General features: G+C 58.0%; 20 protein-coding genes. 13 read left to right on the forward strand and 7 right to left on the reverse strand.

Translation table 11 applies throughout. The features are described from left to right. Positions 1 to 154 precede the first annotated feature (154 nt). The 3 genes from ABNH18_RS06565 to ABNH18_RS06575 are packed head-to-tail and all read right to left on the reverse strand — an operon-like array spanning position 155 to position 5967. Positions 155 to 1579, reverse strand: a complete 1425-nt coding sequence (locus ABNH18_RS06565; RefSeq protein WP_349382044.1) for an efflux transporter outer membrane subunit — start codon at positions 1577 to 1579, stop codon at positions 155 to 157. Between the two features lie 20 nt (positions 1580 to 1599). Further along, positions 1600 to 4725, reverse strand: coding sequence for an efflux RND transporter permease subunit (locus tag ABNH18_RS06570; RefSeq protein ID WP_349382045.1), 3126 nt, complete (start codon positions 4723 to 4725; stop codon positions 1600 to 1602). Between the two features lie 27 nt (positions 4726 to 4752). Continuing rightward, a complete protein-coding gene (locus tag ABNH18_RS06575; protein WP_349382046.1) occupies positions 4753 to 5967 on the reverse strand; it encodes an efflux RND transporter periplasmic adaptor subunit in 1215 nt (404 codons plus the stop codon). A gap of 176 nt (positions 5968 to 6143) precedes the next feature. On the opposite strand from ABNH18_RS06575, the gene ABNH18_RS06580 reads away from it, so the two are divergent. From ABNH18_RS06580 to ABNH18_RS06640, 13 genes are all read left to right on the forward strand, one after another. Further along, positions 6144 to 6794, forward strand: coding sequence for a TetR family transcriptional regulator (locus ABNH18_RS06580; protein ID WP_349382047.1), 651 nt, complete (start codon positions 6144 to 6146; stop codon positions 6792 to 6794). A gap of 328 nt (positions 6795 to 7122) precedes the next feature. After that, a complete protein-coding gene (locus ABNH18_RS06585; protein WP_349382048.1) occupies positions 7123 to 8802 on the forward strand; it encodes a long-chain fatty acid--CoA ligase in 1680 nt (559 codons plus the stop codon). A 195-nt stretch (positions 8803 to 8997) separates the two neighbouring features. Then, a complete protein-coding gene (locus ABNH18_RS06590; RefSeq protein ID WP_039927576.1) occupies positions 8998 to 9861 on the forward strand; it encodes a branched-chain amino acid ABC transporter permease in 864 nt (287 codons plus the stop codon). Further along, the gene (locus tag ABNH18_RS06595; protein WP_349382049.1) at positions 9861 to 10925 is read left to right on the forward strand and encodes a branched-chain amino acid ABC transporter permease; all 1065 of its coding nucleotides are present in this window, start codon (positions 9861 to 9863) and stop codon (positions 10923 to 10925) included. Before ABNH18_RS06590 ends, ABNH18_RS06595 begins: the two co-directional genes overlap by 1 nt. Continuing rightward, positions 10918 to 11685, forward strand: coding sequence for an ABC transporter ATP-binding protein (locus tag ABNH18_RS06600; protein WP_349382050.1), 768 nt, complete (start codon positions 10918 to 10920; stop codon positions 11683 to 11685). Before ABNH18_RS06595 ends, ABNH18_RS06600 begins: the two co-directional genes overlap by 8 nt. Next, the gene (locus ABNH18_RS06605; protein WP_349382051.1) at positions 11672 to 12379 is read left to right on the forward strand and encodes an ABC transporter ATP-binding protein; all 708 of its coding nucleotides are present in this window, start codon (positions 11672 to 11674) and stop codon (positions 12377 to 12379) included. The genes ABNH18_RS06600 and ABNH18_RS06605 overlap by 14 nt, the downstream gene beginning before the upstream one ends. A gap of 115 nt (positions 12380 to 12494) precedes the next feature. After that, the gene (locus ABNH18_RS06610; RefSeq protein WP_349382052.1) at positions 12495 to 13679 is read left to right on the forward strand and encodes an ABC transporter substrate-binding protein; all 1185 of its coding nucleotides are present in this window, start codon (positions 12495 to 12497) and stop codon (positions 13677 to 13679) included. Between the two features lie 212 nt (positions 13680 to 13891). Beyond that, entirely contained in the window at positions 13892 to 15979 is a 2088-nt protein-coding gene (locus tag ABNH18_RS06615) for a 3-hydroxyacyl-CoA dehydrogenase NAD-binding domain-containing protein (protein WP_349382053.1), read from the forward strand. Positions 15980 to 15997: 18 nt separating this feature from the next. Beyond that, positions 15998 to 17194 (forward strand): acyl-CoA dehydrogenase family protein, encoded by a 1197-nt coding sequence (locus ABNH18_RS06620; protein ID WP_349382054.1) that lies wholly within the window; start codon positions 15998 to 16000, stop codon positions 17192 to 17194. Between the two features lie 12 nt (positions 17195 to 17206). After that, entirely contained in the window at positions 17207 to 18349 is a 1143-nt protein-coding gene (locus ABNH18_RS06625) for an acyl-CoA dehydrogenase family protein (protein ID WP_349382055.1), read from the forward strand. Between the two features lie 172 nt (positions 18350 to 18521). Beyond that, a complete protein-coding gene (gene curA / locus ABNH18_RS06630) occupies positions 18522 to 19550 on the forward strand; it encodes an NADPH-dependent curcumin/dihydrocurcumin reductase (RefSeq protein WP_349382056.1) in 1029 nt (342 codons plus the stop codon). Further along, positions 19550 to 21004: a DHA2 family efflux MFS transporter permease subunit gene (locus ABNH18_RS06635; RefSeq protein WP_349382057.1), complete on the forward strand. Its 1455-nt coding sequence runs from the start codon at positions 19550 to 19552 to the stop codon at positions 21002 to 21004. The genes curA and ABNH18_RS06635 overlap by 1 nt, the downstream gene beginning before the upstream one ends. Continuing rightward, on the forward strand, positions 21001 to 21939 hold the full coding sequence (locus ABNH18_RS06640) for a ketopantoate reductase family protein (protein WP_349382058.1): 939 nt from the start codon (positions 21001 to 21003) through the stop codon (positions 21937 to 21939). The genes ABNH18_RS06635 and ABNH18_RS06640 overlap by 4 nt, the downstream gene beginning before the upstream one ends. 77 nt (positions 21940 to 22016) lie before the next feature. On the opposite strand, the gene ABNH18_RS06645 is transcribed toward ABNH18_RS06640, so the two are convergent. From ABNH18_RS06645 to ABNH18_RS06660, 4 genes are all read right to left on the reverse strand, one after another. Then, positions 22017 to 22262 carry a YheU family protein gene (locus tag ABNH18_RS06645; protein WP_349382059.1) on the reverse strand — a complete coding sequence of 82 codons (246 nt, stop codon included), beginning with the start codon at positions 22260 to 22262 and terminating at the stop codon, positions 22017 to 22019. A gap of 188 nt (positions 22263 to 22450) precedes the next feature. After that, the gene (locus ABNH18_RS06650) at positions 22451 to 22843 is read right to left on the reverse strand and encodes an MAPEG family protein (RefSeq protein ID WP_349382060.1); all 393 of its coding nucleotides are present in this window, start codon (positions 22841 to 22843) and stop codon (positions 22451 to 22453) included. Next, the gene (gene mnmC1, locus ABNH18_RS06655) at positions 22834 to 24000 is read right to left on the reverse strand and encodes an FAD-dependent 5-carboxymethylaminomethyl-2-thiouridine(34) oxidoreductase MnmC1 (RefSeq protein WP_349382061.1); all 1167 of its coding nucleotides are present in this window, start codon (positions 23998 to 24000) and stop codon (positions 22834 to 22836) included. Before mnmC1 ends, ABNH18_RS06650 begins: the two co-directional genes overlap by 10 nt. 97 nt (positions 24001 to 24097) lie before the next feature. Further along, on the reverse strand, positions 24098 to 24763 hold the full coding sequence (locus tag ABNH18_RS06660) for a hypothetical protein (protein ID WP_349382062.1): 666 nt from the start codon (positions 24761 to 24763) through the stop codon (positions 24098 to 24100). Positions 24764 to 24783 lie beyond the last annotated feature (20 nt).

Consider the following 24783-nt stretch of genomic DNA (forward strand, 5'->3'; position numbering starts at 1 on the left):
GAGAAATACTGGCGAGACCTATCTACGTCACAGGCTCAGGGCCTCAGGTCGGATACGGGTTGCCCGCCAGCAGTGGCGAAAGGGTAGCAAATCCTTCCGCCGGAGAGACACAAGGTCGGATTAGCCGAAAGGCGTAATCCGACATCGCACTTAACTAACGGCTGGCCACGTGAGTGGGATGCTGTGCGTTCCAGCCCCCGCCCAATGCGCGATACAGCTCTGTTTCGTTGGTTAGCTGCTGCAGCTTCAGGGTGACGAGTTGCTGGCGAGCGGCGAGCAGGGTGCGCTGTGCGTCCAGTACCGCCAGATAATCATCCGCGCCTTGTTCGTAACGCTGTTGAGAGAGCGTCAGGGATTGTTCCGTGGCGGTAACCAGAGCTTGCTGAGCCTGCTGCTGGCGGGCCAGGGTGTCACGGGCCTCCAGGGCGTTGGCGACTTCCTGAAAAGCGGTCTGAATGGCTTTTTCATAAGTGGCCACGGCCTGATCCTGGCGCACTTCAGCCAGATCCAGATTGGCCTTGTTACGGCCTCCCGAGAAAATTGGCAGGGAAATACTGGGGCTGAACGACCAGGCTTTGGAGCCGCTGTCGAACAGGCCGGATAGCTCGCTGCTCATGGTGCCATAGGCGCCGGTGAGCTGAATGCTCGGGAAGAAGGCTGCTCGTGCTGCGCCGATGCTGGCATTAGCGGCGCGCAGTTGATGTTCGGCTTGCTGCACGTCGGGGCGTTGGGTCAGTAGGGCGGAGGAGAGGCCTTCCGGCACCGGTGCTACCAGCGCGAGGGTGTCGCTGTCCAGATTGACCGATTCCAGCGTGGGCAGTGGCCCCCCCACCAGCACGGCGAGAGCGTTGTAATCCTGGCTGACCTGGCGTTCAAAACTGGCCAGATTGGCACGGGCGCCTTGCAGGGCAATCTGCGCCTGCCGCACATCCAGTTCGGTGCCGAGGCCGCTTTCGAAGCGCCGCTGGATCAGTGTGAGTGAGTCCTCTTGTGCGGCCACGGTCTCTTCGCTGATCGCCAGGTTTTGACGGTCGCTGACCAGGGTCAGGTAGCTCTGCGCCGCTTGGGCAATCAGGGCCAGCTGGGTGCTGCGCTGGGCCTCTTCACTGGCCAGATAATTCTCCAGGGAGGCATCCTTGAGGCTACGCACCCGTCCGAACAGGTCCAGTTCCCAGGCGGTGACGCCAACCTGAACACCGTATTGATCAGAGAGGGTGGAACTGCCGGTGTATGACAGATCGCCGGGCAAGCGCTGGCGAGTGCCGCTGCCATCCACGGACAGGTTCGGGTATAGATCCGCACGCTGGATCTGGTACTGGGCCCGCAGGGCGGCCACATCCAGCACCGCCAGGCGCAGGTCCCGGTTATTGTCCAGGGCGCTCTGGATCAGTTGCTGCAGTTCCGCGCTCTGATACAGGGTGGACCAACCGGGCAGGGTCAGCTCGCTGGCGCCGTCAGTGGTGGTTTCGCCCAGTTGGGCAGGCACCGGGGACGCAGGTTGTTCGTAGCTGGGGGCTAGGGTGCAGCCACCCAGCATCAGCCCGCCCAGAAGGGCGAGCGTCAGAGGATTACGGGTCATGGGGGTTACTCCGCTTGGACTTACTCTTTGTCTTTCTTCTTGCCGTTGAGGGGCACGCCGGACAGTTTGCGTACCGCCACATAGAACAACGGAATAAAGAAGATGGCGAGGACGGTGGCGGTAAGCATGCCGCCGAATACCCCGGTACCGATGGCGTTACGGGCACCGGCGCCGGCGCCGGTACTGATCATCAGCGGGGTTACCCCGAGCATGAAAGCCAGTGAGGTCATCAAAATCGGACGTAGCCGCATGCGTACCGCTTCCAGTGTGGCCTTGAGCAAGTGCTCGCCTTTCTGCTCCAGCTCCAGCGCAAATTCCGCAATCAGAATCGCGTTTTTCGCCGAGAGCCCGATGGTGGTCAACAGCCCCACCTGGAAGAAGACGTCGTTGTTCAGGTCGCGGAAGGTGGCGGCCAATACGGCCCCCAGGATACCCAGTGGTACGACCAGCATGACCGCGAACGGAATCGACCAGCTTTCATACAAGGCGGCCAGACAAAGGAATACCACCAGCAGGGAAATGATGTACAAGGCCGGGGCCTGGTCACCAGACTGACGCTCCTGGTAAGACATGCCAGTCCATTCAAAGCCGAACCCGGCGGGCAGCTTGGCGGATAGTTCTTCCATGGCATCCATGGCGTCACCGGTACTGTAACCGGGCGCTGCGTTGCCCTGAATGTTCACCGAGGACACGCCGTTGTAACGCTCCAGCTTGGGCGAGCCATAGGTCCAGTGGCCGGTGGCGAACGTGGAGAACGGCACCATTTCGCCCTGATTGTTACGCACGAACCAGTCGTTGATATTTTCCGGCAGCATCCGGTAAGGGGCATCGGCCTGTACATACACCCGTTTCACCCGGCCCCGGTCCACGAAGTTGTTCACGTAGCTGGAGCCCCAGGCGATCTGCAAGGTGCTGTTGATGTCGCTGATGGACAGGCCCAGCGCCTTGGCTTTCTGCTGATCAATGTTGACCTGGTATTGCGGGCTGTCCTCCAGGCCGTTGGGGCGCACACCGGCCAGGCGCGGGTCCTGGGCGGCCATGCCGAGCATCTGGTTACGGGCCTGGATCAGTGCTTCGTGGCCCTGACCAGACTGGTCCAGCAGCTGGAAGTCGAAACCGCTGGCGTTCCCCAGTTCAGGAATTGAGGGTGGGTTGAGGGCGAACATCATGGCTTCACGAATAGTCGAGAAGTAACCCATGGCACGGCCAACCACATTGTTGGCGCCGTCCACGGACAGGTCCCGTTCTGACCAGTCTTTCAGGTTCACGAAGGCCATGCCGGCGTTCTGGCCTTGGCCGGTGAAACTGAAGCCGGCTACGGTGAACAGGCCATCCACGGCGGAGGACTCTTCGTTGAGATAGTAGTCCTCCATTTTTTTCAGCACGTCCACGGTCTGTTCCTGGGTGGAACCGGCCGGCAGGGTGACCAGGGTGAACAGAATCCCCTGATCTTCTTCCGGCAGGAAGCTGGACGGCAGGCGCATAAAGCTGAAAGCGAGTACGCCGACGATGATTACATAGATGAACAGGTAGCGACCCCGGCGGCCGAGGATCTTCTCTACGCTGCCCTGGTAGCGGCGGGTGCCACGATCAAAGGTGCGGTTGAACCAGCCAAAGAAGCCGTGATCGGTCTGATGTTCGCTGTCCTTGGCCTTGAGCATGGTGGCGCAGAGGGCTGGTGTCAGGATCATGGCCACCAGCACAGACAGCACCATGGCCGACACAATGGTGATGGAGAACTGGCGGTAAATGGCACCGGTGGAGCCGGGGAAGAAGGCCATGGGAATGAATACCGCCGACAGAACCAGGGCGATACCGACTAGCGCGCCAGTGATCTGGCCCATGGATTTACGGGTGGCCTCCTTGGGCGGTAGGCCTTCCTCGTGCATCACTCGTTCCACGTTTTCCACCACCACGATAGCGTCATCTACCAGCAGGCCGATGGCCAGCACCATGCCGAACATGGTCAGGGTATTGATGGAGAAACCGAAGGCGGCCAGCACCGCAAAGGTGCCCAGCAATACTACCGGTACCGCCAGGGTAGGAATCAGGGTGGCGCGGAAGTTTTGCAGGAACAGGTACATCACCAGGAACACCAGGATGATGGCCTCGAACAGGGTGTGCACCACTTCTTCGATGGAGATACTGACAAACGGCGTGGTGTCGTAGGGGAACTCCATCTTCATTTTGTCCGGGAAGAAGGGTTCCAGTTCTGCCAGACGAGCACGCAGTGCCTCGGCGGTGTCCAGCGCATTGGCGCCGGTGGCCAGGTTGATAGCCAAGCCCGCGGCGGGTTGGCCGTTGTACCGGCCCTGCACGTCGTAGTTCTGTGCCGCCAGTTCTACCCGGGCCACGTCTTTCAGGAAGACTTGAGAGCCGTCCGGGTTCACTTTTAGCAGAATATTCTTGAACTGATCCACGTCTTCCAGACGGGTTTGGGCAATGATGGTGGCATTCAGTTGCTGGCCTTCCACCGCAGGGGCGCCGCCCAGTTGGCCACTGGCCACCTGATTGTTCTGGACCTGGATGGTTTGGGTGATGTCCTGGGGCGTCAGGTCAAACTTGTTGAGTTTGTTCGGGTCCAGCCAGATGCGCATGGCGTAGGGCGAGCCGAATAACTGGATCTGGCCCACGCCGGGCACCCGGCTTACCGGATCCTGTACGTTGGAAGCAATATAATCGGCCAAGTCCGCCCGGGTCAGGCTGCCGTCATCGGAAGTGAAGGCCGCTACCATCAGGAAGGAGTCAGAGGACTTGGTGACCTGCATCCCCTGTTGCTGTACTTCCTGGGGGAGCAGTGGGGTCGCCAGTTGCAGCTTGTTCTGTACCTGTACCTGGGCAATGTCCGGGTCGGTGCCGGGGGCGAATGTCAGGTTCACCGCGGCGTTACCGAAGGAGTCACTGCTGGAGCTCATGTACAGCAGGTTGTCGATCCCGTTCATTTGCTGCTCGATCACCTGGGTGACCGAGTCTTCCACGGTTTTTGCCGAGGCACCGGGGTAGTTACCGGCAATGGACACTTGCGGCGGCGCAACGGTGGGGTACTGCTCGATGGGCAGGGTGTAAATGGCCAGGGCACCGGCCATCATCATGATGATGGCGATAACCCAGGCGAAAATCGGACGGTCAATAAAAAATCTGGCCATGGGAATCCCGTTTCTCGTCGTTGCGCGCTATTGCGCTGCGCTTTGTGCCTCGCCGGTGTTCTCGGCGGGGGACTGGGGCTGTTCTTGTTGGGCGGCTTCGCCGTCGGCTTTCTCGGTATCCACTGGCGTCACCGGCGAGCCGGGTTGAATGCGCTGCAGGCCGTCGACAATCAGGCGGTCGCCGTCTTTCAGGCCATCAGCGATCAACCATTGGCTTTTCACCGCACGCTCAGTGCTGACCTTCACCTTCTTGGCCTGGTCATTGCTGTCGATCAGCATGGCATAGGCTTGTCCCGTGGGATCGCGAGTAATGCCTTTCTGGGGAACCAGAATGGCATCCTTGCGCTGTCCTTCCGGCAGGCGGCCGCGCACAAACATGCCGGGCAGTAGCTCGCTTTCCGGGTTCGGGAACAGGGCGCGCATTGTCACGGAACCGGTGCTTTCATCTACTGCAAATTCGGAAAATTGCAGTGCGCCGGCTTCCCGGTAGTGAGAGCCGTCTTCCAGAATCAGGGTGATGCGAGCTTCATCGTCGCTGACTTGTTGCAGCTCACCGGCTTGCATGGCCTGACGAAGTTGGCGCAGTTCATTGCTGGACTGGGTCAGATCCACATAGATTGGATCCAGCTGCCTGATGGTGGCCAGGGTGTTGGCCTGGTTGGCAGTGACCAGGGCACCGGCAGTGACGCTGGAGCGACCAATACGGCCACTAATGGGTGCTTCGATGGTGGCGTAGTCCAGGTTGATCTGGGCGCTTTGCAGGTTGGCTCGGGCAGCGGCAACTGCGGCTTTGTTTTCATCTAGCTGGGCCTGGGCTTCGTCGTACTCCTGCTGGCTCACGGCTTTGTAGTCCAGCAGCTTCTTGAAGCGCTTGGCGCGTAAGTCATTGGACTTCAGCGTTGCCTGGGAGCGGGCCAGCTCGGCCTTGGCTGTGGCCACGGCAGCCTGATAGGTACGCGAGTCGATCTTGTACAGCGGTTGGCCGGCTTCTACTTCCTGGCCTTCCTCGAACAGGCGCTTCTCAATGACGCCGCTGACCTGGGGCCGCACTTCGGCAATTTGATGCGCAGTGGTCCGGCCGGGCAATTCCCGGTTCAGGGTGACAGTGTCAGCCTTGACCGTGACGAAACCGGCTTGTGGGGCTTGCTGTTGTTGTTGACCGGGCTGGTCGGCATCGCCGCAGCCGCTAAGCTGCAGGGCGAGTGCGCCTGCCATCAAGGGAAGAATGAAACCGCTGCGCATAATTACCTCAGTGCTTGGAAACACGCTAAAACACGCTACTTACCAACCCTGTGCAGACGGACTGGTAGCGCTTGCATGAATAATGAATCAGGTTCAGTATATACATTCAGCAATGTATGTATAGGCCTTTAGGCCCATCTGCACAAAAAATTCTTATGTCCATTTGGGAGCCTCCTATGGTCCGGCGCACCAAGGCAGAAGCGATGGAAACCCGTACCCAGATTCTGGATGCGGCCGAGCAGGTATTCCACCGCAAGGGTGTGTTGTCCGCCTCATTGAATGATATTGCCAGTGAGGCGGGTGTGACACGAGGGGCGATTTACTGGCATTTCAAGAATAAGCACGATGTCTTTGTGGCCATGGCCGATCGACGACGTCTGCCATTTGAGGCGCTGGCCCAGCGCGCGGGGGCCGATGATGAGGTGGATCCACTGGGTCGACTGCGCGAGTTTATGGTCTATCTGTTACAAAAAGCGGCACAGGACCCGTCCCAGCGCCGGGTGTTCGAGATCATTTTCCAGAAGTGCGAGCTCAGCGGGGAGAACCTGGATCTGCTGCACCGCCAGCAGGATGCCTGCAGAGACGCCTCTGACAGTTTGGAAACCACGTTCAGGAATGCCATTGCCAGGGGGCAGCTACCCGACGGGTTAGACGTTAGTCGTGCGGTGACCATGCTGCACAGCTTGTTAACCGGATTAATCATGCACTGGTTGCTGGACCCGTCGGTGTTCGACTTGGCGGAGTCTGCGCCGGATTACGTGGATACCTTTGTGTTCAGCCTGCAGCACTCTCCCTTTCTGCTCACCGACACTGACGCCCCGGCCTGAGGGGCGCGGCGCCTCAGTCCCCAGTAAAATTCCCGTCCGAATTTCCGATAACCGGTGTGTGCCTGAAGCATACCCGGTGGTATGTTCTTGGTCCTCCTGCCTGCTTTTCTGCTTTTTCCCCTCCGTTGTATTTGTTTTCAAAAAACAAAACGTAGTTCCAAAATAGTATTGACGCTCCCCATTGCCCGTGTCAGATTGACCGGCGAGTCAACACTTTGTATTCACCGATGAGCAGGCTGCGTTAGCCGGGTCTTGTCGGTTTTGCCCGCTTTTTTCGGGCATCAACAATAAAAGCAGCCCTGTAGGGCTGCATTCGGGAGAGTAAGCCATGTCTGATCGGCATTTTGCGGTCTGGCCAGAGAATATTCCCAAGCATCTGAGCCTGCCGCAGACCAGCCTCTATACCAATCTGGAGGTGTCTGCACTGCGTTACCCGCAGCGGGACGCGATCCATTATTACGATAGCCCCCTCACGTTTTCCCAGTTGAAGCAGCAGGTGGATGCCCTCGCGGGCTACCTGCAATCACTGGGCGTGGAGAAGGGCGACCGGGTGCTGCTGTTCATGCAGAACGCTCCCCAGTTCACTATCAGCTATTACGCCATCCTGCGGGCCAATGCCATTGTGGTGCCGGTGAACCCCATGAACCGGGCGGCAGAGCTGGAACACTACCTGGAAGATACCGACGCGTCGGTGGCGATCTGTGGTCAGGAGTTGCTGGCGGCGATGGCGCCGGTGGTGGGCAAGGTGAACCTGCGCCATGTGATTGTGGCGGCCTACAACGATTACATCGTCCGTGACACGGACTTGCCTTTGCCTCCAGAGGTGGAAGCGCCGGCCGCTGCCCTGACGGACCCGGCCCACCTGGCCTGGAAAGACGTTATCGCGGCAGATAAAACCCCCGGCGAATTGTTGGTCGGCCCGGACGATCTGGCGGTCTTTCCGTACAGCTCCGGCACCACCGGAGCTCCCAAGGGCTGCATGCATACCCATGCGTCGGTGATGGCCACCTGTGTGCAGGGGGCAGTGTGGAGCCATGGCACCACCGAATCCGTCACTCTGGCTACGCTGCCGTATTTTCATGTGACCGGCATGCAGGGCTCCATGAATTCGCCGATTTACTGCGGGTCCTTGACTGTGCTGATGACGCGCTGGGACCGCCGTGTGGCGGCCAAGCTGATCGAGCGCTACAAGGTGAGCCGTTGGGTGAACATTGTCACCATGGCCATCGACCTACTGTCCGACCCGGAAGTGGAGAACTACGACCTGTCATCGCTGGAAAATATCGGTGGCGGCGGTGCAGCTATGCCGGCGGCGGTGTCCGACAAGCTCTTCGCACTCACCGGCCTGCGCTACATGGAAGGTTATGGCCTGTCCGAAACCATTGCCGGCACGCACATCAATCCCACCGACCGACCCAAGTCTCAGTGCCTGGGGATTCCGGTGTTCGATATCGATTCGCGCATCATTGATGTGGAAACCGGCAAGGAGCTTCCCCAGGGGGAAGTGGGTGAAATCATCAGCCACGGTCCGCAAGTGTTCCAGGGTTACTGGAAACGCCCACAAGAGACGCAGAAAGCGTTTCTGGAATTGGATGGCAAACGCTTTTTCCGCACCGGTGATTTGGGCTACATCGATGAAGAGGGCTATTTCTTCATTGTCGACCGGGTGAAACGCATGATCAATGCGTCCGGCTTCAAGGTGTGGCCGGCAGAGGTGGAAAGCTTGATGTACCGCCATTCTGCGATCCAGGAAAGCTGCGTAATTTCCACTCCCCACGAACGCCGCGGCGAAACCGTTAAGGCCTGTGTGGTATTGCGCGATGACATGAAGGGCTCGCTCACCGAGCAGGCCATCATCGATTGGTGCAAAGAGGAAATGGCGGCCTACAAGGTGCCCCATGTGGTGGAGTTCCGCGATGAGCTGCCCCGTTCGCCCACCGGTAAGGTGATGTGGCGAGCCCTGCAGGAGCAGGAGTGGGCAGGCCAGAAAACACAGCAGGCGTCGTAACGGCGCTTGCCCATAGCGGTCTGTCTAATGGTGGGCAGGCCGAGTCAGCTCCAGCATAAACAAATAAGCGGAAGCGCTACTCCGCGGAGCTGAAATAACAACGCAAAACGAGAAACCGGTGCCCTACGTGGTGTGAAACCGCGAGGGCGTGGCGGCATGCCGCCGGCGGGTTTCTCCCCAACAGGAGGCTTTGCCTTGGAACTGTTCTTTCAACAAGTGCTCAATGGCCTGACGCTGGGCAGCATCTACGGGCTTGTCGCCCTGGGGCTGACGCTGGTGTACGGCATTCTGCACGTACCGAATTTTGCTCACGGGGCGCTGTATATGGTCGGCGCCTATGTCTCGTATATCACCATGGTCGACTTCGGTGTGAACTACTGGGTGGCCATGCTGTTGGCTGCCGTGGCAGTGGCGGCGCTGGCGGTATTGTGTGAACGGCTGGTGTTCAACCCGTTACGTGATGCGCCCCCGATTCACGACAAGATTGCGGCTATCGGCATCATGCTGTTTCTGGAAGCGCTGGTGCAAATGCAGTGGGGCGCCGAGTTCCGCCGCATGCCGACGCCCTATACCGAAATCCTGGATATTGCCGGCATGACCATTCCGGCCCAGCGGGTGCTGATCATTGCCGGTGCGTTTTCACTGATGGCGGTGCTGCATCTGTTCCTGAAGAAAACCATGACCGGTTCCACCATCGTGGCCATGGCGCAGAATCGTGAAGGCGCTTTTCTGGTCGGCATTGATGCCAACCGGGTGGCGATGATGACCTTTGCCATTTCCGGGGCGCTGGCGGCGGTGGGTGCGACCCTGTTTGCGCCGATTAACCTGGTCTACCCGGCCATGGGGCATCTGCTGATCATGAAAGCCTTTGTGATCATCATCCTTGGTGGCATGGGCTCCATTCCCGGTGCCATTGTTGGCGGGCTGATTATTGGCTTTGCCGAAGCGTTTGGTGGTTTTTATATCTCCACTGATTACAAGGACATCATCGCGTTTGCGTTATTGGTGGTGATTCTTTCCATCAAGCCGACTGGCCTGTTCAGCAAGGGGGTCCACTAATGAACGCCCTGACCAAGATTTCCAATTTTTTCATGACCCCGGCGATGAAGATCGTAATGATCGTGGCAGCGCTGCTGTTCCCCTTTGTGGCGGGCAATGAGTACCAGGTTTACGTGATGGCATTGGCGTTTGTCTGGGCGATTGCCGTGTATGGGATGAATATCATTACCGGCCTGTGCGGCCAGTTAAACCTGGCCCATGGCGGCTTCTTTGCTATTGGTGCGTATGCGCTGGCCATTCTGACCGTCGATCATGGCTGGGCTTTCTGGCCGGCGTTTATCGCGGCAGGGGCGGTGGGCGCTATCCTCGGTTTTCTGGTGGGGGTGATCTCGCTGCGCCTGAAAGAGCACTACTTCGCCATCTTCACTCTGTGCGTGGGCTTTATCATTTATCTGTTGCTGGATAAGTGGGAAGAGCTGACCCACGGTGCTCTGGGGATTATCAATATTCCTGCGCCGAGTGGCTTCGGGCTGGTGGACTTCACCGAGACCACCCCGTTCTATTACTTGGCGTTGGCGTTCATGGTGCTGTCCATCTGGCTGGCATCGCGAATCGCGCATTCCTTGTTGGGGCGGACCTTCCTAGCCATTCGTATCAGTGATGATCTGGCGGCGTCGCTGGGGATCAACCTGATGCGTAACAAGGTGCTGGCGTTTGTACTGTCTACCACCTACGCCAGTGTGGCGGGTGCGCTGTATGCCGGCATGGTGCGTTTTATTGGCCCGGCGGAAGCCGAGGTGACCCACACCTTCGACATGATTACCTACCTGTTGGTCGGTGGTATTGGCACCTTGATGGGCCCACTACTGGGCACCTTGGCCATTACCTGGCTGACCCAGTCACTGCAGTTCCTGGAAGAGTATCGGATGATCGTGTTCGGACCGATGCTGGTGGTGTTGGTGATCTTCTTCCCGAAAGGGGTGGTGGGGTCCTTCCTGTCCTGGCGCGGTCGTCGCCTTGCAGCGGCTCACGATGCCAGCCAGAAAAAAGAGAAGGGGGCCACCAATACGTCGTCCAACAAGACCTCGGCATCATCCACGCAGGAGGCCGGTAACCATGCTTAAGATTCATAACCTTACCAAGCGTTTCGGTGGGCTGGCGGCGGTCAATAACGTCAGCATCGAATTCGAAGCCAATAAGATCAACGCCATCATCGGCCCTAACGGGGCAGGCAAGAGCACCTTCTTCAATCTGGTGGCCGGTGCCATGGCACCCACCGAAGGGCGTATCGAATATCAGGGCATGGACATTACCGGCATGGCCTGTGATCGCATTGCCCGGCTGGGCATTGCGCGCACTTTCCAAACCACCATGTTGTTCGATCAATCCACGGTGCTGGACAACCTGATCGTGGGACACCGCCTGCGCACTCAGTCCCGCCTGTGGGATGTGATCATCAATTCCAAACGCCTGCGCGACGAAGAGAAAAAATGTCGCGCCCGGGCCCAGGAAGTGCTGGATTTTGTCGGCCTGTCTCACATCGGCCATCGCATTACAGCGGATATCAGTCAGGAAGAAAAAAAACGCGTGGCATTTGCTCTCGCGCTGGCGACAGATCCTGAGTTGGTATTACTGGATGAGCCCGCTGGCGGGATCAACCCGGAAGAAACCGAAAATCTGGCCGGGCTGATTCGCAAAATGGTGGATCACGGCGTCACGGTCTGCCTGATTGAACACAAGATGGACATGATCATGAGCCTGGCGGACAAGATTATGGTGATCGACCACGGTGAAAAAATTGCCGAAGGCACGCCGGATGAGATTAAGAATAATCCACTGGTGATCGAAGCCTATCTGGGGAGTGATGAAGATGCTGCAGCTTAATAACGTGGAAGCCCGTTACGGCAGCTTCAAGGCGCTGGAGCAGGTCTCCATGTCGGTGGCCCAGGGCGAGCTAGTGGTGCTGCTGGGCGCTAATGGTGCGGGCAAGAGTACCTTGTTCAACACCATTAGCGGCCTGATCAAGCCGTCGGCGGGCACCATTTCACTGGATGGCACCGATGTCACCGGCCTGAAACCGTCGGGGCTGGTGCAGAGTGGTGTGGTGCAGTGCCCGGAGGGGCGCAAGCTGTTCCCGGAAATGTCAGTGCTGAAAAACCTGATGTTGGGCGCCTATGTACATCGCCGTAACAAGGCGGCGATCAAAAAGACACTGGAAGAGGTGTTGTCACTGTTTCCGATTCTCGATGAAAAAAAGGATCAGTCTGCCGGGTCTCTCAGTGGTGGTCAGCAGCAAATGGTCGCCATCGGCCGCGCCATGATGGGCCGGCCCAAACTGCTCTTGCTGGATGAGCCTTCGTTGGGTCTGGCACCGCTGGTGGTCAAGCAGATGTTTGAAACCATCAAAGGAATCAACGAGCAGGGCACCACGGTTTTGCTGGCGGAGCAGAATGCCTTCGCCGCACTCAAGATTGCCCATCGTGCCTATGTGATCGAAAACGGTCGCCTGGTCATGGAGGGTGATAAAGACGCAATGCTGGGTAACGAAGCCATTCGCAAGGCCTATATTGGCGCGTAATGGTTATCGGGTATCCGCATGTGCGCTACAACATATTTTCGCTACAACAAACGCCATAAAAAATGGCGGCAACACAAGACTCACGGTTTGAGCAAAACAACAACGGGAGAGTTTCATGCGTAATGGAAGAAAGACATTGGCCAGCACCTTTCGCCGGTTAGCCTGCGCCAGCGCAATCGCTTTGGCGGCAACGGGTGTACAGGCGGCAGAAGAGGTCACTATCGGGTTTACCGGACCCTTGAGTGGTGGCGCGGCGCTATACGGCCAGAACACCCTAGAAGGCCTGCAGATGGCGGCGGAAGAAATCAACGATGCGGGTGGTTTCAAGGTGGGTGATGAAACCTACGAAATCAATCTGGTGTCACTGGACGACAAGTATTCGCCCAGCCAGGCGGCGGTGAATGGTAAGCGCCTGGTGCAGCAATACAATGCGCCGGTGATTTTCACTCCACATTCCGGCGGCACCTTTGCGTTACAAGCGTTTAACGAGCGTGACGGTTTTGTGGTGATGTCTTATACCTCGGTGCCCACAGTGACGGAGAAGGGTAACGAGCTGACCGTACGGATTCCGCCCACCTTTACCGGCTACATGAAGCCGTTTACCAAAATCGCCATGAAAGAAAATGGCAAAAAAGTGGCCGTGGCCAACGCCACCCACGACTATGCCAAGTACTGGACCAAGGCGTTTGTGCCTACCTGGGAAGCCATGGGCGGTACTGTGGTGGCGGATAACCCCATGGACTACAACAAATCCGCTGACTTCTATACCGGTGTGAGCAAGGTGCTGGCGGAGAAGCCGGATGTGATGTTCATTGGTGGCGCGTCCGAACCCACCGCCCTGGTGGCCAAACAGGCCCGTGAATTGGGTTTCAAGGGTGGTTTCGTGATTATGGACCAGGCCAAGATGGGTGAAATGTCCAAGATCATGGGTGGCTACAAAATGCTGGAAGGGTCTGTGGGGGTGGTGCCGCTGACCCTTTATGAAGAGCCGGGTGCTAAGGCGTTCGTGGCCAAGTATCACAAGCAGAACGCAGAGAAGGATCCGACTACTGAAGTGGCCTATAACTACTTCGCGCTGCACACGGTGGTTCAGGCCATGCAGGAAGCCGGTACCGTTGAAGATGCCGAGGCAATTCGTGGCGCTTTCAGCGCGGCGCTGAAGAGCCTGAAGCCGGAGAGTAACCCTTACGGCGTGACGGCAATTGATGGCAAGGGCGGCATGATGGCTGATCCGAATATCGCGACCGTGAAGAATGGCGAAGTGGTATTGCAACGTATGTCCGAAGTGCTCGAGGAGTAAGCGGATATCACAAAAAACAGGGCGCTCAGGCCCTGTTTTTGGTTCTTTTACATATAATGAAATTATATTCCGAAATAATTGAAACGCGCTTGTCTTTGCTTATACTGGTATGAATCTGATCCTTTCGAGTACGGTCCGTTAACAGGACTGGCGCTGCCTTTTACGCCGTACCGGCGATGCAGACTGGAAAGGACGTCCTGAGGAGAGTCGTAATGAGTAACCCGGTCAGCCTCAGTCGCGATAGCGACATTGGCGTTATTCGCATCAATTATCCCCCGGTGAATGCACTGGGCCATGGCGTACGTGAAGGCCTGCAGCAATGCCTGCGTGAAGCGCTGGCAGATGAACAAATTCGGGCGGTGGTGGTGATCGGTGAAGGCAAAACCTTCCCGGCTGGTGCCGATATCCGTGAATTCGGCAAGCCCCCCCAGCAGCCGGCGTTGCCGGCGGTCATTGACGAATACGAAGCCAGCGACAAGCTGGTGGTAGCGGCCATCCACGGCACTGCGTTGGGTGGTGGCCTTGAAGTGGCGCTGGGCTGTGACTATCGGGTGGCGCTGGATAGCGCACGCTTGGGGCTGCCGGAAGTCAAGCTGGGCTTGCTCCCCGGCGCGGGCGGCACCCAGCGCTTACCACGCTTGGTTGGCGCGCAAAAGGCGCTGGAAATGGTCGTCGGTGGCAACCCGGTGAAAGCCAAAGAGGCCCTGTCGTTGGGCCTGGTTGATAACGTGGTTAGTGGCGATTTGTTGGATGGTGCGTTGGCATATACCCGTCAACTGTTGGCCGATAACGCTCCCTTGAGAAAACTCCGTGATGTGGCCGTACCGGATGCGCAAGACGGGCTGTTCGACCAGTTCGAGCAATCCATCGCTCGCAAACAGCGTGACTTCAAGGCGCCGTTTTCCTGTATCAAGGCGGTGAAAGCGGCGGTGGAGCTGCCGTTTGATAAAGGCGTGGAGCGCGAGCGGGAGCTGTTCTTCGAATTGTTGATGTCCCCGGAATCGGCGGCCCAGCGTCATGTGTTCTTTGCTGAGCGCGAAGTGGCCAAGGTGCCTGGCCTGGACAAGAACACCCCCAAGCGTGAGATCAATCAGGTGGCGGTGATCGGTGCGGGCACCATGGGCGGCGGTATCGCCATGAACTTTGCCAATGCCGGCATTCCCGTGCGCCTTCTGGAAGTGAAGGAAGATGCGCTGGAGCGGGGTGTGGCGGTGATTCGCAAGAACTACGAAAACACCGCCAAGAAAGGCCGCATCAGTGATGAGCAAGTGGAGCAGCGCATGGCGCTCATTCAGCCGACGCTGAGCTACGATGATTTGAGCGACGTGGATCTGGTGATCGAAGCGGTGTTCGAGAACATGGACGTGAAAGAAGCCGTGTTCAGCGAATTGGATCGGGTGTGTAAACCCGGTGCCATTCTTGCCACTAATACCTCGACCCTGGATGTGGACCGTATCGCCAGCTTCACGCAGCGTCCGGAAGATGTCATGGGCATGCATTTCTTCAGCCCTGCCAATGTCATGAAGCTGCTGGAAAATGTCCGCGGTGAGAAAACCTCCGATGAGGTGGTGGCCACGGTAATGGATTTAAGCCGCCGGATCGGCAAGGTCGGTGTGCTGGTCGGTGTGTGCCACGGCTTTGTGGGCAACCGCATGTTGCATCGCCGTCAGGCGGAAGCCGTACAGTTGGTTAATGAAGGCGCCAGCCCCCAGCAGGTGGACAAGGTATTGTTCGATCTGGGCTTTCCCATGGGGCCGTTCGCCATGTCTGACCTGGCGGGCATGGATGTGGGCTACCGCATTCGAGAAGAGCTGCGCAAGGAAGATCCGGCCAATGGCCCGGCACGTAACTGGACTGACGAGCTGGTGGAAGCGGGGCGTCTGGGCCAGAAAACCCAAGCCGGCGTATTTGACTATAAAGACGGCGATCGTACCCCTGTACCTTCAACCGCTGTGGACGGCATTATTGAGCAATACCGCAGCGATAACGGCATCACCCCGCGTGAGATCAGCGACCAGGAGATTCTGGAGCGCTGTATGTATGTGATGGTGAACGAAGGCGCCAAGATTCTGGAAGAAGGTATCGCTGCGCGCCCGCTGGATGTGGACGTTATCTGGATCTACGGCTACGGTTTCCCGGTGTATCGGGGTGGCGTGCTGTTCTGGGCAGATCAGGTGGGCGTAAAGGCCATCTTCGAAAAAGCGAACGAGATCTATCAACAAACTGGCTCGGATGTCTGGAAGCCTGCCAAGCTGCTTAGCGATCTGGCAGAGCAGGGCAAGGGTTTTTACAGCAAATAAGCATTAGCTGAGGTAATCATGGATATTAACTTTACCCCGGAAGAACTGGCATTTCGTGATGAAGTGCGCAGTTTTCTGGATACCAAGCTGCCGAAAGAAATCGCCAGCAAAGTAAAGAACGGCCAGCACCTGAGCAAAGATGACTCCGTGCGTTGGCAGAAAATTCTCAACGAAAAAGGCTGGATGGCCCTGCACTGGCCGAAAGAGCATGGCGGCACTGGCTGGTCGCCGATTCAGAAGCATATTTTTGAAGAAGAGTGTGCGGAATACGGTGCGCCGGGGGTGCTGCCGTTCGGTGTGAACATGGTCGCTCCGGTGATCATCAAGTTCGGCACCGAAGAGCAAAAACAGAAATATCTGCCCTCCATCCTTAATAGCGATGTGTGGTGGTGTCAGGGGTACTCGGAGCCGGGTGCCGGTTCTGACCTTGCGGGCCTGAAAACCAAGGCCGTGCGTGAAGGCGATCACTACGTTGTCACCGGCCAGAAAACCTGGACCACACTGGGCCAGCATGCGGACTGGATTTTTTGCCTGGTGCGTACCGATCCCAGCGCCAAAAAACAGGAAGGCATTTCTTTCTTGCTGATCGACATGAACACCCCGGGCATCACCGTACGCCCACTGATCACCCTGGACGGAGAGCACGAAGTTAACGAAGTGTTCTTCGACGAGGTGAAAGTGCCAGTGGAAAATCTGGTGGGTGAAGAGAACAAGGGTTGGACCTGTGCCAAGTACCTGTTGACCTTCGAGCGTACCGGTATCGCTGGTGTGGGCCAGTCCAAGGCTGCCCTTAAGCACCTCAAGGAAGTGGCTCGCAAGGTACAGCAGAACGGCAAACCGCTGATTGAAGATCCGTTGTTCCGCAATCGGGTGGCGGATGTGGAAATGGAACTGATGGCCCTGGAAATGACCAACCTGCGTACTGTGGCTGCGGCCCAGGCGGGTGGTGTCCCGGGTGCTGAAAGTTCTTTCCTGAAAATCATGGGTACCGAACTGCGCCAGGAAATTACTGACCTGTTCCGTCGTGCCGCTGGTCCTTACGCCCAGCCGTTCCTGCCGGAAACCTTCGAGGCGGATTATGAAGGTGAGCAGGTTGGCCCGGCGTTTGCCAACAAGGTATCTGCTACCTATTTCAATATGCGCAAGCTGTCGATCTTTGGCGGTTCCAATGAAATTCAGAAGAACATCATCGCCAAGATGATTCTCGGTCTGTAAGGAGTATTGAGCATGGATTTTAAACTGAGCGATGAACAGCGCATGCTCGAAGAGACTGTGGGCCGTCTGGTTCGCGATGGTTATCCCTTCGACGTACGCGAGAAAGCCCGCACCAGCGAGTTGGGTTATTCCGCTGAAATGTGGCAACAATTTGCCGAGCTGGGCCTGTTGGGTGTGCCGTTCTCCGAAGACTTCGGTGGCTTCAACGGCGGTGGCCCGGAGTTGATGGTGGTAGCTGAAGGCTTTGGCCGCGGTCTGGTGCTGGAACCCTACCTGGCCACAGTGGTATTGAGCGGGACGCTGATCAATTCACTGGGCAGCGATGCCCAGAAAGAAAAACTGATTAGCGCCATTGTTGGTGGTGAGCTGCGCCTGGCATTGGCCGCTTACGAACCCGAAGGCCGTTACGACCACACCCATGTGGCTGCCACCGCTGAGAAAAGCGGCGATGGCTACAGCCTGACGGGTAATAAAGCCGTAGTGCTCCACGGTGACAGCGCCGACCAGCTGGTGGTGATTGCCCGTACCGGCGGCAACGGTACGGACCGTGATGGTTTGTCCGCGTTTATTGTGGATGCTAACGCAGAGGGCGTGAGCCGCCGTGGTTACGAAACCATCGACGGGCTGCGCGCAGCGGAAATTGCCCTGAACAATGCACCGGGCGAACTGCTGGGCGAAGCAGGCAAGGCCATTGATGCGCTGGAAGCGTCCCTGGCGCTGGGTATTGTTGCCCTGTGTGCCGAGGCCACCGGTGCCATGGAAGTGGCTTGTGATCACACGCTGGCCTACATCAAGGAGCGTCAGCAGTTTGGTGTGGCTATCGGTAAATTCCAGGCGCTGCAGCATCGCATGGTGGAAATGCGCATGGAACTGGAAAAAGCACGTTCCATGACCATCTTTGCGGCCTGTTCTCTGGACGCTCCAGCCCAGGTTTGCGCCAAGCGTGTGGCTGCCGCCAAGGCGATCATCGGCAAGTCCGGCCGCAAGGTGGCGGAAGAAGCCATCCAGTTGCACGGTGGTATGGGAATGATGGAAGAAACCGCAGTGGCCCATTACGCCAAGCGGATTGTGCTCATCGATCACCAGTTGGGTGATTTGGGTTATCACATGCAGCAGCTGGAAAGCTTGTTGGATGTGGATGACGATGCAGCATAAGTAAACGAAAAAGGGCGACTTCGGTCGCCCTTTTTCGTTGTCAGTGGCGGCCGCTAACGACACTGGGACGGCTTGAAACGACAATCCGTGCATTCAATCATTTGAAGCAGCCCTGTCGTCCCCCAGTGTATGGACTGACTTTTACTGCTTTACGTTTTACGGGAGAGAAAGCATGAGTGTAAATCGCCAGATTATTTTATCCGAGTACCCGAAGGGGATGCCCCAGCCTGAGCATCTGCCATTGAAAGACGGTGCGATGCCTTCGCCAAAAGACGGCCAAGTGCTAATCAAGACCATCTACTTGTCGCTGGACCCATACATGCGTGGGCGCATGAGCCCGGCCAAGTCCTATGCGGCCAGTGTGGAGCTGGGTGATGTGATGCAGGGCGGTACAGTGGGCCAGATTGTGGAATCGCACCTGGAAGGCTATGAAGCCGGTGACTATGTGCTGGGTTTCGGTGGCTGGCAGGAATATTCGGTGCAGGGTAAAGAGATGCTGCGCAAGCTGGACCCGAAACAGGTGCCCATCAGCACGGCACTGGGTGTGCTCGGCATGCCGGGTTTCACCGCTTATGCCGGCTTACTGGAGATCGGTCAGCCTAAAGAAGGCGAAACGGTGGTGGTGTCTGCAGCCAGTGGTGCAGTAGGCCAGATCGTTGGCCAGATCGCCAAAATCAAAGGGTGTCGTGTGGTCGGCGTCGCCGGTGCGCCGGACAAGTGCCAGCACGTGGTGGATGCCTATGGCTTTGATGCCTGTGTGAATTACAAGGACGACGATTTCGAGGCTCAGCTTAAAGCCGCGTGCCCGGATGGCATCGACGTGTATTTTGAAAACGTGGGTGGCAAGGTGTTTGATGCGGTGATGAAGCTGGTTAACGATTTCGCACGGATTCCTCTGTGCGGTCGTATCGCTCATTACAACGATACCGAAGCGCCCCAGGGGCCGGATCAGTTGCCGGCGTTCCTCACCAAACTGCTGGTGAAGCGGGTGCTGATCAAAGGCTTTATCCAGTTTGATTATGCGCACCTGATGAAAGATTTTGTCCGCGACATGAGCACTTGGATGCAGGCGGGCAAGATTCAGTACCAGGAAGATGTGGTGCAAGGGCTGGATAATACCGTGGAGGCTTTCCAAGGGCTGCTGCAAGGCCGTAACCGGGGCAAACTGCTGGTACAGGTCAGCGAAGATACCTCCCGGTAATGGCAACAGTGGATGCGCAGGTCCAGGCGCTTTTTGCTCTGCATGGCCCGCGCTACCGCTGGCTCGCAACGATAACGGTGATGCTTGGCACGATGTCCGTGGTGCTGGCATCCACTATTATCAATGTGGCGATCCCCACCATCATGACCGAGTTCCAGCTGGCGCAGGATCAAGTGCACTGGCTGGCCACCGGCTTTCTGGCGGCTATGACCGTCGGCATGCTGCTCAATGCCTGGTGCACCCAACGTTTCGGTGCCCGTGGCGCTTACCTGTTGGCCATGGGGCTGTTCGTGGTGGTATCCGTCATTGGCGCTGCCAGCGAGCATTTTTCGTTGCTGGTGGCGGCCCGGGTGGGGCAGGGCTTGTTGGCCGGGCTGATCCAGCCTCTGGCCATGATTACCATCTTTCAGGTTTTTCCCCTCAATCGCCGCGGCCAGGCTATGGGTATCTATGGGCTGGGCGTTGTATTGGGTCCGGCGATTGCTCCGGCCATTGGTGGTGTGCTGGTGGATACCTTGTCCTGGCGGGCGGTGTTTCTGGTGGTGTTGCCGGCTTGTGTTGTCGGCATGGTGATGGCCGCCCGTTACTTGCCCCGACGTGAAGAAGAGGCGGCGCCGGTCAGGCTTGACGCAGTGGGACTGATTACACTGGCGTTGGGTATCACTGCTTTGCTATGGGCGTTGGCTAATGGCCACCGCCGCGACTGGTTGGACCCGGTGCTACTTATGGCGTTCTTCGGTGGCTTGGGGCTATCTGTTTTTTTTGTCTATTGGCAAACCCGTTTGCGGCATCCGTTGATGGATCTTCGGGTGTTTCGTTATCGGGGGTTCACCGGCAGCTTCCTCATGTCGATGGTGATTGGTGCCGGGGTATTTGCGTCTACCTATATTACCCCGTTGTATTTTCAGCAGGTGTTGGGCGAGAGCGCGGCCAGTGCAGGGCTGATGCTGATGCCCGCGGGCCTGGCCATGGCATTCACTTTTCCGGTGGCCGGACATTTGACCGATCGCTTCCCGGAAGCGCGCATCATGGCCGCCGGGTTGGTGTTGTTTATCTTCAACATGGCGCTGATGGCCGGGGCCAACCTGGGCACGTCGGCGGTGTGGCTGGTGTGGTGGACCTTACTGGGTCGTGTGGGGCTGGGGTTGATGATGCCGCCGTCCTCCACCGGCGCACTGGGGCTGTTGCCTCCGGGCCTGATTCCCCAGGGCTCAGGCATTTTTAATTTCGGCCGCCAGATTGGCGGCGCACTGGGCGTAAATCTGTGCGCCCTGTGTATTCAGTTTTTCAGTGAATCCTTTGCACAAGACCGGCCGTCTGCGTCAGCAGCGCAAGCGTTTGAGTCGGGCTTTGATATGGCATTCCTGTTGTTGTTGGCCATTTTCGTGGTGGCGATGTTGCCACTGCGCGCCATGCAGCAGGGTATTCGACGTTTGGGAGAGCAGACACGATGAACCAAAAGAGCGAGAGTGATAAGCCTGATATTCTGGTGATTGGTGCGGGTGCCATTGGCAGTTTCTATGGTGCGATTCTGAAACGGGCGGGCTGTTCCGTGAGTGTGGTGCTTCGTTCGGATTACGACACGGTGAAGGCCAACGGATTTCGTTTTACCAGCCCGCTGGGTGACTTGTCGTGGACGCCGGATCAGGTCTACCAACCGGGTGATACCCCTGCGCAGATGCCAGATTATGTGTTGCTGTGTGTCAAAGTCTTGCCAGGTGTCGACCGGGCTGAACTGGTGCGCCCCTGGCTTGGGGAGCACACGGGGCTGGTGTTAATTGAGAATGGTCTGGATATTGAGCGTGAGTTGGCGGAGGCCTTCCCTCGCAATCCGTTGGTGAGTTGTCTGGCGTTTATTGCGGTGAGCCGCACCGGGCCGGGTACGGTGAATCACCAGGCCTATGGGCAGTTGGTCATGGGCAATTTCCCCCAGGGTTTTGATCGCCACTGTGAGCAATTGGCTGCGCTGTTTTGTGATGGCGGCATTGATATTAACGGCACCGATGCGGTGGTGGGGGAGCGGTGGCGCAAGTGCGTTTGGAATACCCCGTTCAATCCGTTGAGTGTGCTGGCCAATGGGGCCGACACCTTATCCATGCTCGATGCGCCGGGCGGCGAAGGGTTAATTCGCACCTTGATGGAAGAGGTGATCGCGGTGGCCCAGGCCGATGGCTACCCCATGCCGGACGGCATTATCGAGAAGAATCTGTCAGGCACCCGGGCCATGGGCGCGTATAAAAACTCCATGGCGCTGGATTATCTGAACGACAGGCCCATCGAGTTGGATGCGATTCTTGGCAATGTGGTCGCCATAGCGGACCGGCTGAATGTTCCCGTGCCGCACCTGCGTACGGTATTGGTGGCGCTGCGTATGCGCGCCAGTGGTTGAGTCCGTCTACGGCGTTTTCTAATCCGCTATTACCGCGAACCCGGTGTTGGCCTTTCACAATGATGAGCGGCGGTGCGTTACGGCGTGCCGTGGATCTGCGCGTCGTTCAGCTGCTCTTTGCTCAGTACTGAAACGGTTTCCGTGATTTCATCGAACACGACAAATGCCAGCTCTTTCTTCAGCTGCCCACGTACCTGTTCTACCTTGGTGGCAGTGGGGGTTTCGGTATCGCCGTAATCCGTGCCATCGCGAGTCACAAATTCCTCTATCAGGTTGTGAAGCGTTTCTGGTGGCAGATCTTTCCAGGGAACAATGATGGGCATAAATCCAGTTCCAGGGAACCTCTGAATAATTCCTGCACGCTTCAGGCCGCGCTGAGCATGCAGGAATTATTCAGAGGTTCCCTATAAAAAAGTGAATATTGTCAGGGCTGTATTCGGTGACGTACGAAACCTGAATTTCAGTTTTTCGTCTTTTGTTTTTAGCGTCAGGCATCCGGCGCGGGGCGTCGCTATACCAGCAGCAGCTGGATGCCGGTGCCGGCAATGACAAGCCAGGAGGTGAGGATACCCAGTTGGCGGGGCAGGTTGGCGCTGCTGCGCGGGACCAACATGCCATAGGCGTAGAGTAGTCGACCGGCCACCAGCAGGATACCGTAGACATGCAGGGCGCTACTGCCGCCGCCATTGATTTCCAGCAATGCCATCAGGATCAGTGCCAGCGGGATGTATTCCACCGTGTTGCCGTGTGCGCGGATAGCGCGAGTGACGTCTTTGTGGCCACCATCGCCCAGTGAGACTTTTTTACCCAGCCGGTAACGGACCACGTTGGCGGCCAGGGCGATGACTAGAAAACCGCACAGGGCGGCGTACAGGGCGGTAATAGGCAAGCTGATTAATTGCATGGTTTCCACTCAGGTTGTTTTTTTCGTTTGCGAACAATAAACCGGGATGGGTCCAGGGCGTCAACCAATTGTGCATCCGCCGGTAGCGGTTGCCCGGTAATTTGGTCGGCTAGCAGCTCGGCGCACAGGGGGGTGCCGGTAATACCGCGACTGCCATGGGCCAGGTTCAAATACAGGCCGGTGGCGATGCGGTGGGGGTTCTCGGTGGCCACAGGCAGTGGCCCGCACAGGGGGAGAAAGTCGAGGCTTTGGCAGCGAAAGGCCACGCGCCGATCCTGGATGACAATGGTTTCCCCGCCTAACGCTTGCCAATGCTCGGGTAGGTAGTGTTTCAGTTGCGCCAGATTGTCGGCGTCATCTGCATCGGTGGGGGTGGGGTGGTTGTCGTGCAAATTAAAGGTGGCACCGACACAGTGCAAGTCATCCAGTGCGGGCGTCAGGTAGCCGCTATGGCATTGGGCTTGCTGCCATTGCCGGGAAGCCTCGGTGGCCTGGCAATAACTGACCTGACCGCGAATGTGTTTGAGCGGCAGCCAGGCCAGCCCGGGTAGTTGCTGGCTGGCGCCCGCGGCACAGACCACCACTGCGTCCGCGTGCAGGGGGGTGCCGTTATCCAGAAGTACGCTGGCGGGTGTGCCTTCCTGTAGCGACGCTACGGAGTCACCAAGCAATGTGATGGCTGGGTGATCAAGAAGGTGCCGGCACCATCGATCCGGGCGCAGGTAACCGCCGCCCACCAGTTCAACGCCATTGCCTGCTGGCGACGGTCGGAGCAGATCGGCAGGCCAGGCACCGCTGTCCATGGCGGCAGTGAGCTTGTCTCGCTGCTTGTCGTTCACAAAGTGCTGGATGACCCCATTGAGCTGGCCGTCGCGGTCGTTGGCGGGAAAACCGTAACGGTGCAGCCAGTGCAATGCGTGGCGGTAGCTGTCCCGGTAGAAACGGTTCTGTGGCGTCATGTGCGGGCTGGCAGTGCTATACACCACGCCTGCCAGGTTGCCGGAGGCGCCGGCGGCAATGCCCTGGGGGTCCAAAACGGTCACGTGCCAGTTTCGCTCGACCAGGGCGCGGGCGGTGGTGGCACCGGCCAGTCCGGCGCCGATGACAATGGCGTGTTGTCGTGTGCTAGGGCGCAGGGGCGCGCTGATTTCAGTCATGGTCAATCAGGCCCGTGCAATCGGGCAGGGAACGGGGGCGTGATCATGGGATCCAAGTGGTTAGCGGCCGCGCAGTGAGCAGGATAACACGCTGTGCTTATGGCGCCGGCATGGTCTGGGCCGCTTTGAACTCTGCCAAGACTCGCTTTGCCTGCTGCAGGAGCCAGACGGTTTTCTGCCGGTAGCTGGCGCTGCTGATACGAATGAAGTCGTCGTTGATCAGGGTGACCAGTAACGCCTGGTTCTGAATCGGACGGTTGGGCTCTACCCAGCGCATTTGAGACTGGGCACTGGGGTTGCCTTCCAGATCGACCAGGCGTTCGCTGATGATGCTGAGCGCATTGGCGCTGTTGCTGAGAGCCTTGTCGACCCGGCGCTGTCGCAGTTCGCTGTAGTAACCCGCCACGGCGCGCTGGGGGTTCATGGTATCCCAGCCCGTGGGTAAGCCTGAGAGGGTGAGGGAAAGCTGCTCCTTGCCTTCCGCATCCCGGTAACGCAGGGTGCGCGCGCGTGCGGAGCTGATCTCTCCGTCGAACTGCAGGCCGGCCAGGGTTTGGGGTGCCTGATACAGATCAAGTTGCGCCTTGCTGTCTGGCAGGGCGCGGGCCTGATTTTCTGAACCCGTGGCTTGCAGAGTGACCTTGTCCAGCTTTTGCACGTTAAGCGGTGAGTCCGGGCTTTGCTCCACGGGCTTGTCGGCACAGCCAGATAGTAGAACGGCCAGTGTGAAGGCCGGCAAGAGATAGCAAACTTTTACATTCATGGGTCGTAGCATAGGGCAAG

It is taken from the genome of Alcanivorax sp. (assembly GCF_040118815.1).
Taxonomy (GTDB): domain Bacteria; phylum Pseudomonadota; class Gammaproteobacteria; order Pseudomonadales; family Alcanivoracaceae; genus Alcanivorax.

Excerpts from the sequence above, each read along its gene's own strand:
- ABNH18_RS06565 (WP_349382044.1), bottom strand. The coding sequence starts at position 1,579 with ATGACCCGTAATCCTCTGACGCTCGCCCTTCTGGGCGGGCTGATGCTG.
- ABNH18_RS06570 (WP_349382045.1), bottom strand. The coding sequence starts at position 4,725 with ATGGCCAGATTTTTTATTGACCGTCCGATTTTCGCCTGGGTTATCGCC.
- ABNH18_RS06575 (WP_349382046.1), bottom strand. The coding sequence starts at position 5,967 with ATGCGCAGCGGTTTCATTCTTCCCTTGATGGCAGGCGCACTCGCCCTG.
- ABNH18_RS06580 (WP_349382047.1), top strand. The coding sequence starts at position 6,144 with ATGGTCCGGCGCACCAAGGCAGAAGCGATGGAAACCCGTACCCAGATT.
- ABNH18_RS06585 (WP_349382048.1), top strand. The coding sequence starts at position 7,123 with ATGTCTGATCGGCATTTTGCGGTCTGGCCAGAGAATATTCCCAAGCAT.
- ABNH18_RS06595 (WP_349382049.1), top strand. The coding sequence starts at position 9,861 with ATGAACGCCCTGACCAAGATTTCCAATTTTTTCATGACCCCGGCGATG.
- ABNH18_RS06600 (WP_349382050.1), top strand. The coding sequence starts at position 10,918 with ATGCTTAAGATTCATAACCTTACCAAGCGTTTCGGTGGGCTGGCGGCG.
- ABNH18_RS06605 (WP_349382051.1), top strand. The coding sequence starts at position 11,672 with ATGCTGCAGCTTAATAACGTGGAAGCCCGTTACGGCAGCTTCAAGGCG.
- ABNH18_RS06610 (WP_349382052.1), top strand. The coding sequence starts at position 12,495 with ATGCGTAATGGAAGAAAGACATTGGCCAGCACCTTTCGCCGGTTAGCC.
- ABNH18_RS06615 (WP_349382053.1), top strand. The coding sequence starts at position 13,892 with ATGAGTAACCCGGTCAGCCTCAGTCGCGATAGCGACATTGGCGTTATT.
- ABNH18_RS06620 (WP_349382054.1), top strand. The coding sequence starts at position 15,998 with ATGGATATTAACTTTACCCCGGAAGAACTGGCATTTCGTGATGAAGTG.
- ABNH18_RS06625 (WP_349382055.1), top strand. The coding sequence starts at position 17,207 with ATGGATTTTAAACTGAGCGATGAACAGCGCATGCTCGAAGAGACTGTG.
- curA (WP_349382056.1), top strand. The coding sequence starts at position 18,522 with ATGAGTGTAAATCGCCAGATTATTTTATCCGAGTACCCGAAGGGGATG.
- ABNH18_RS06635 (WP_349382057.1), top strand. The coding sequence starts at position 19,550 with ATGGCAACAGTGGATGCGCAGGTCCAGGCGCTTTTTGCTCTGCATGGC.
- ABNH18_RS06640 (WP_349382058.1), top strand. The coding sequence starts at position 21,001 with ATGAACCAAAAGAGCGAGAGTGATAAGCCTGATATTCTGGTGATTGGT.
- ABNH18_RS06645 (WP_349382059.1), bottom strand. The coding sequence starts at position 22,262 with ATGCCCATCATTGTTCCCTGGAAAGATCTGCCACCAGAAACGCTTCAC.
- ABNH18_RS06650 (WP_349382060.1), bottom strand. The coding sequence starts at position 22,843 with ATGCAATTAATCAGCTTGCCTATTACCGCCCTGTACGCCGCCCTGTGC.
- mnmC1 (WP_349382061.1), bottom strand. The coding sequence starts at position 24,000 with ATGACTGAAATCAGCGCGCCCCTGCGCCCTAGCACACGACAACACGCC.
- ABNH18_RS06660 (WP_349382062.1), bottom strand. The coding sequence starts at position 24,763 with ATGAATGTAAAAGTTTGCTATCTCTTGCCGGCCTTCACACTGGCCGTT.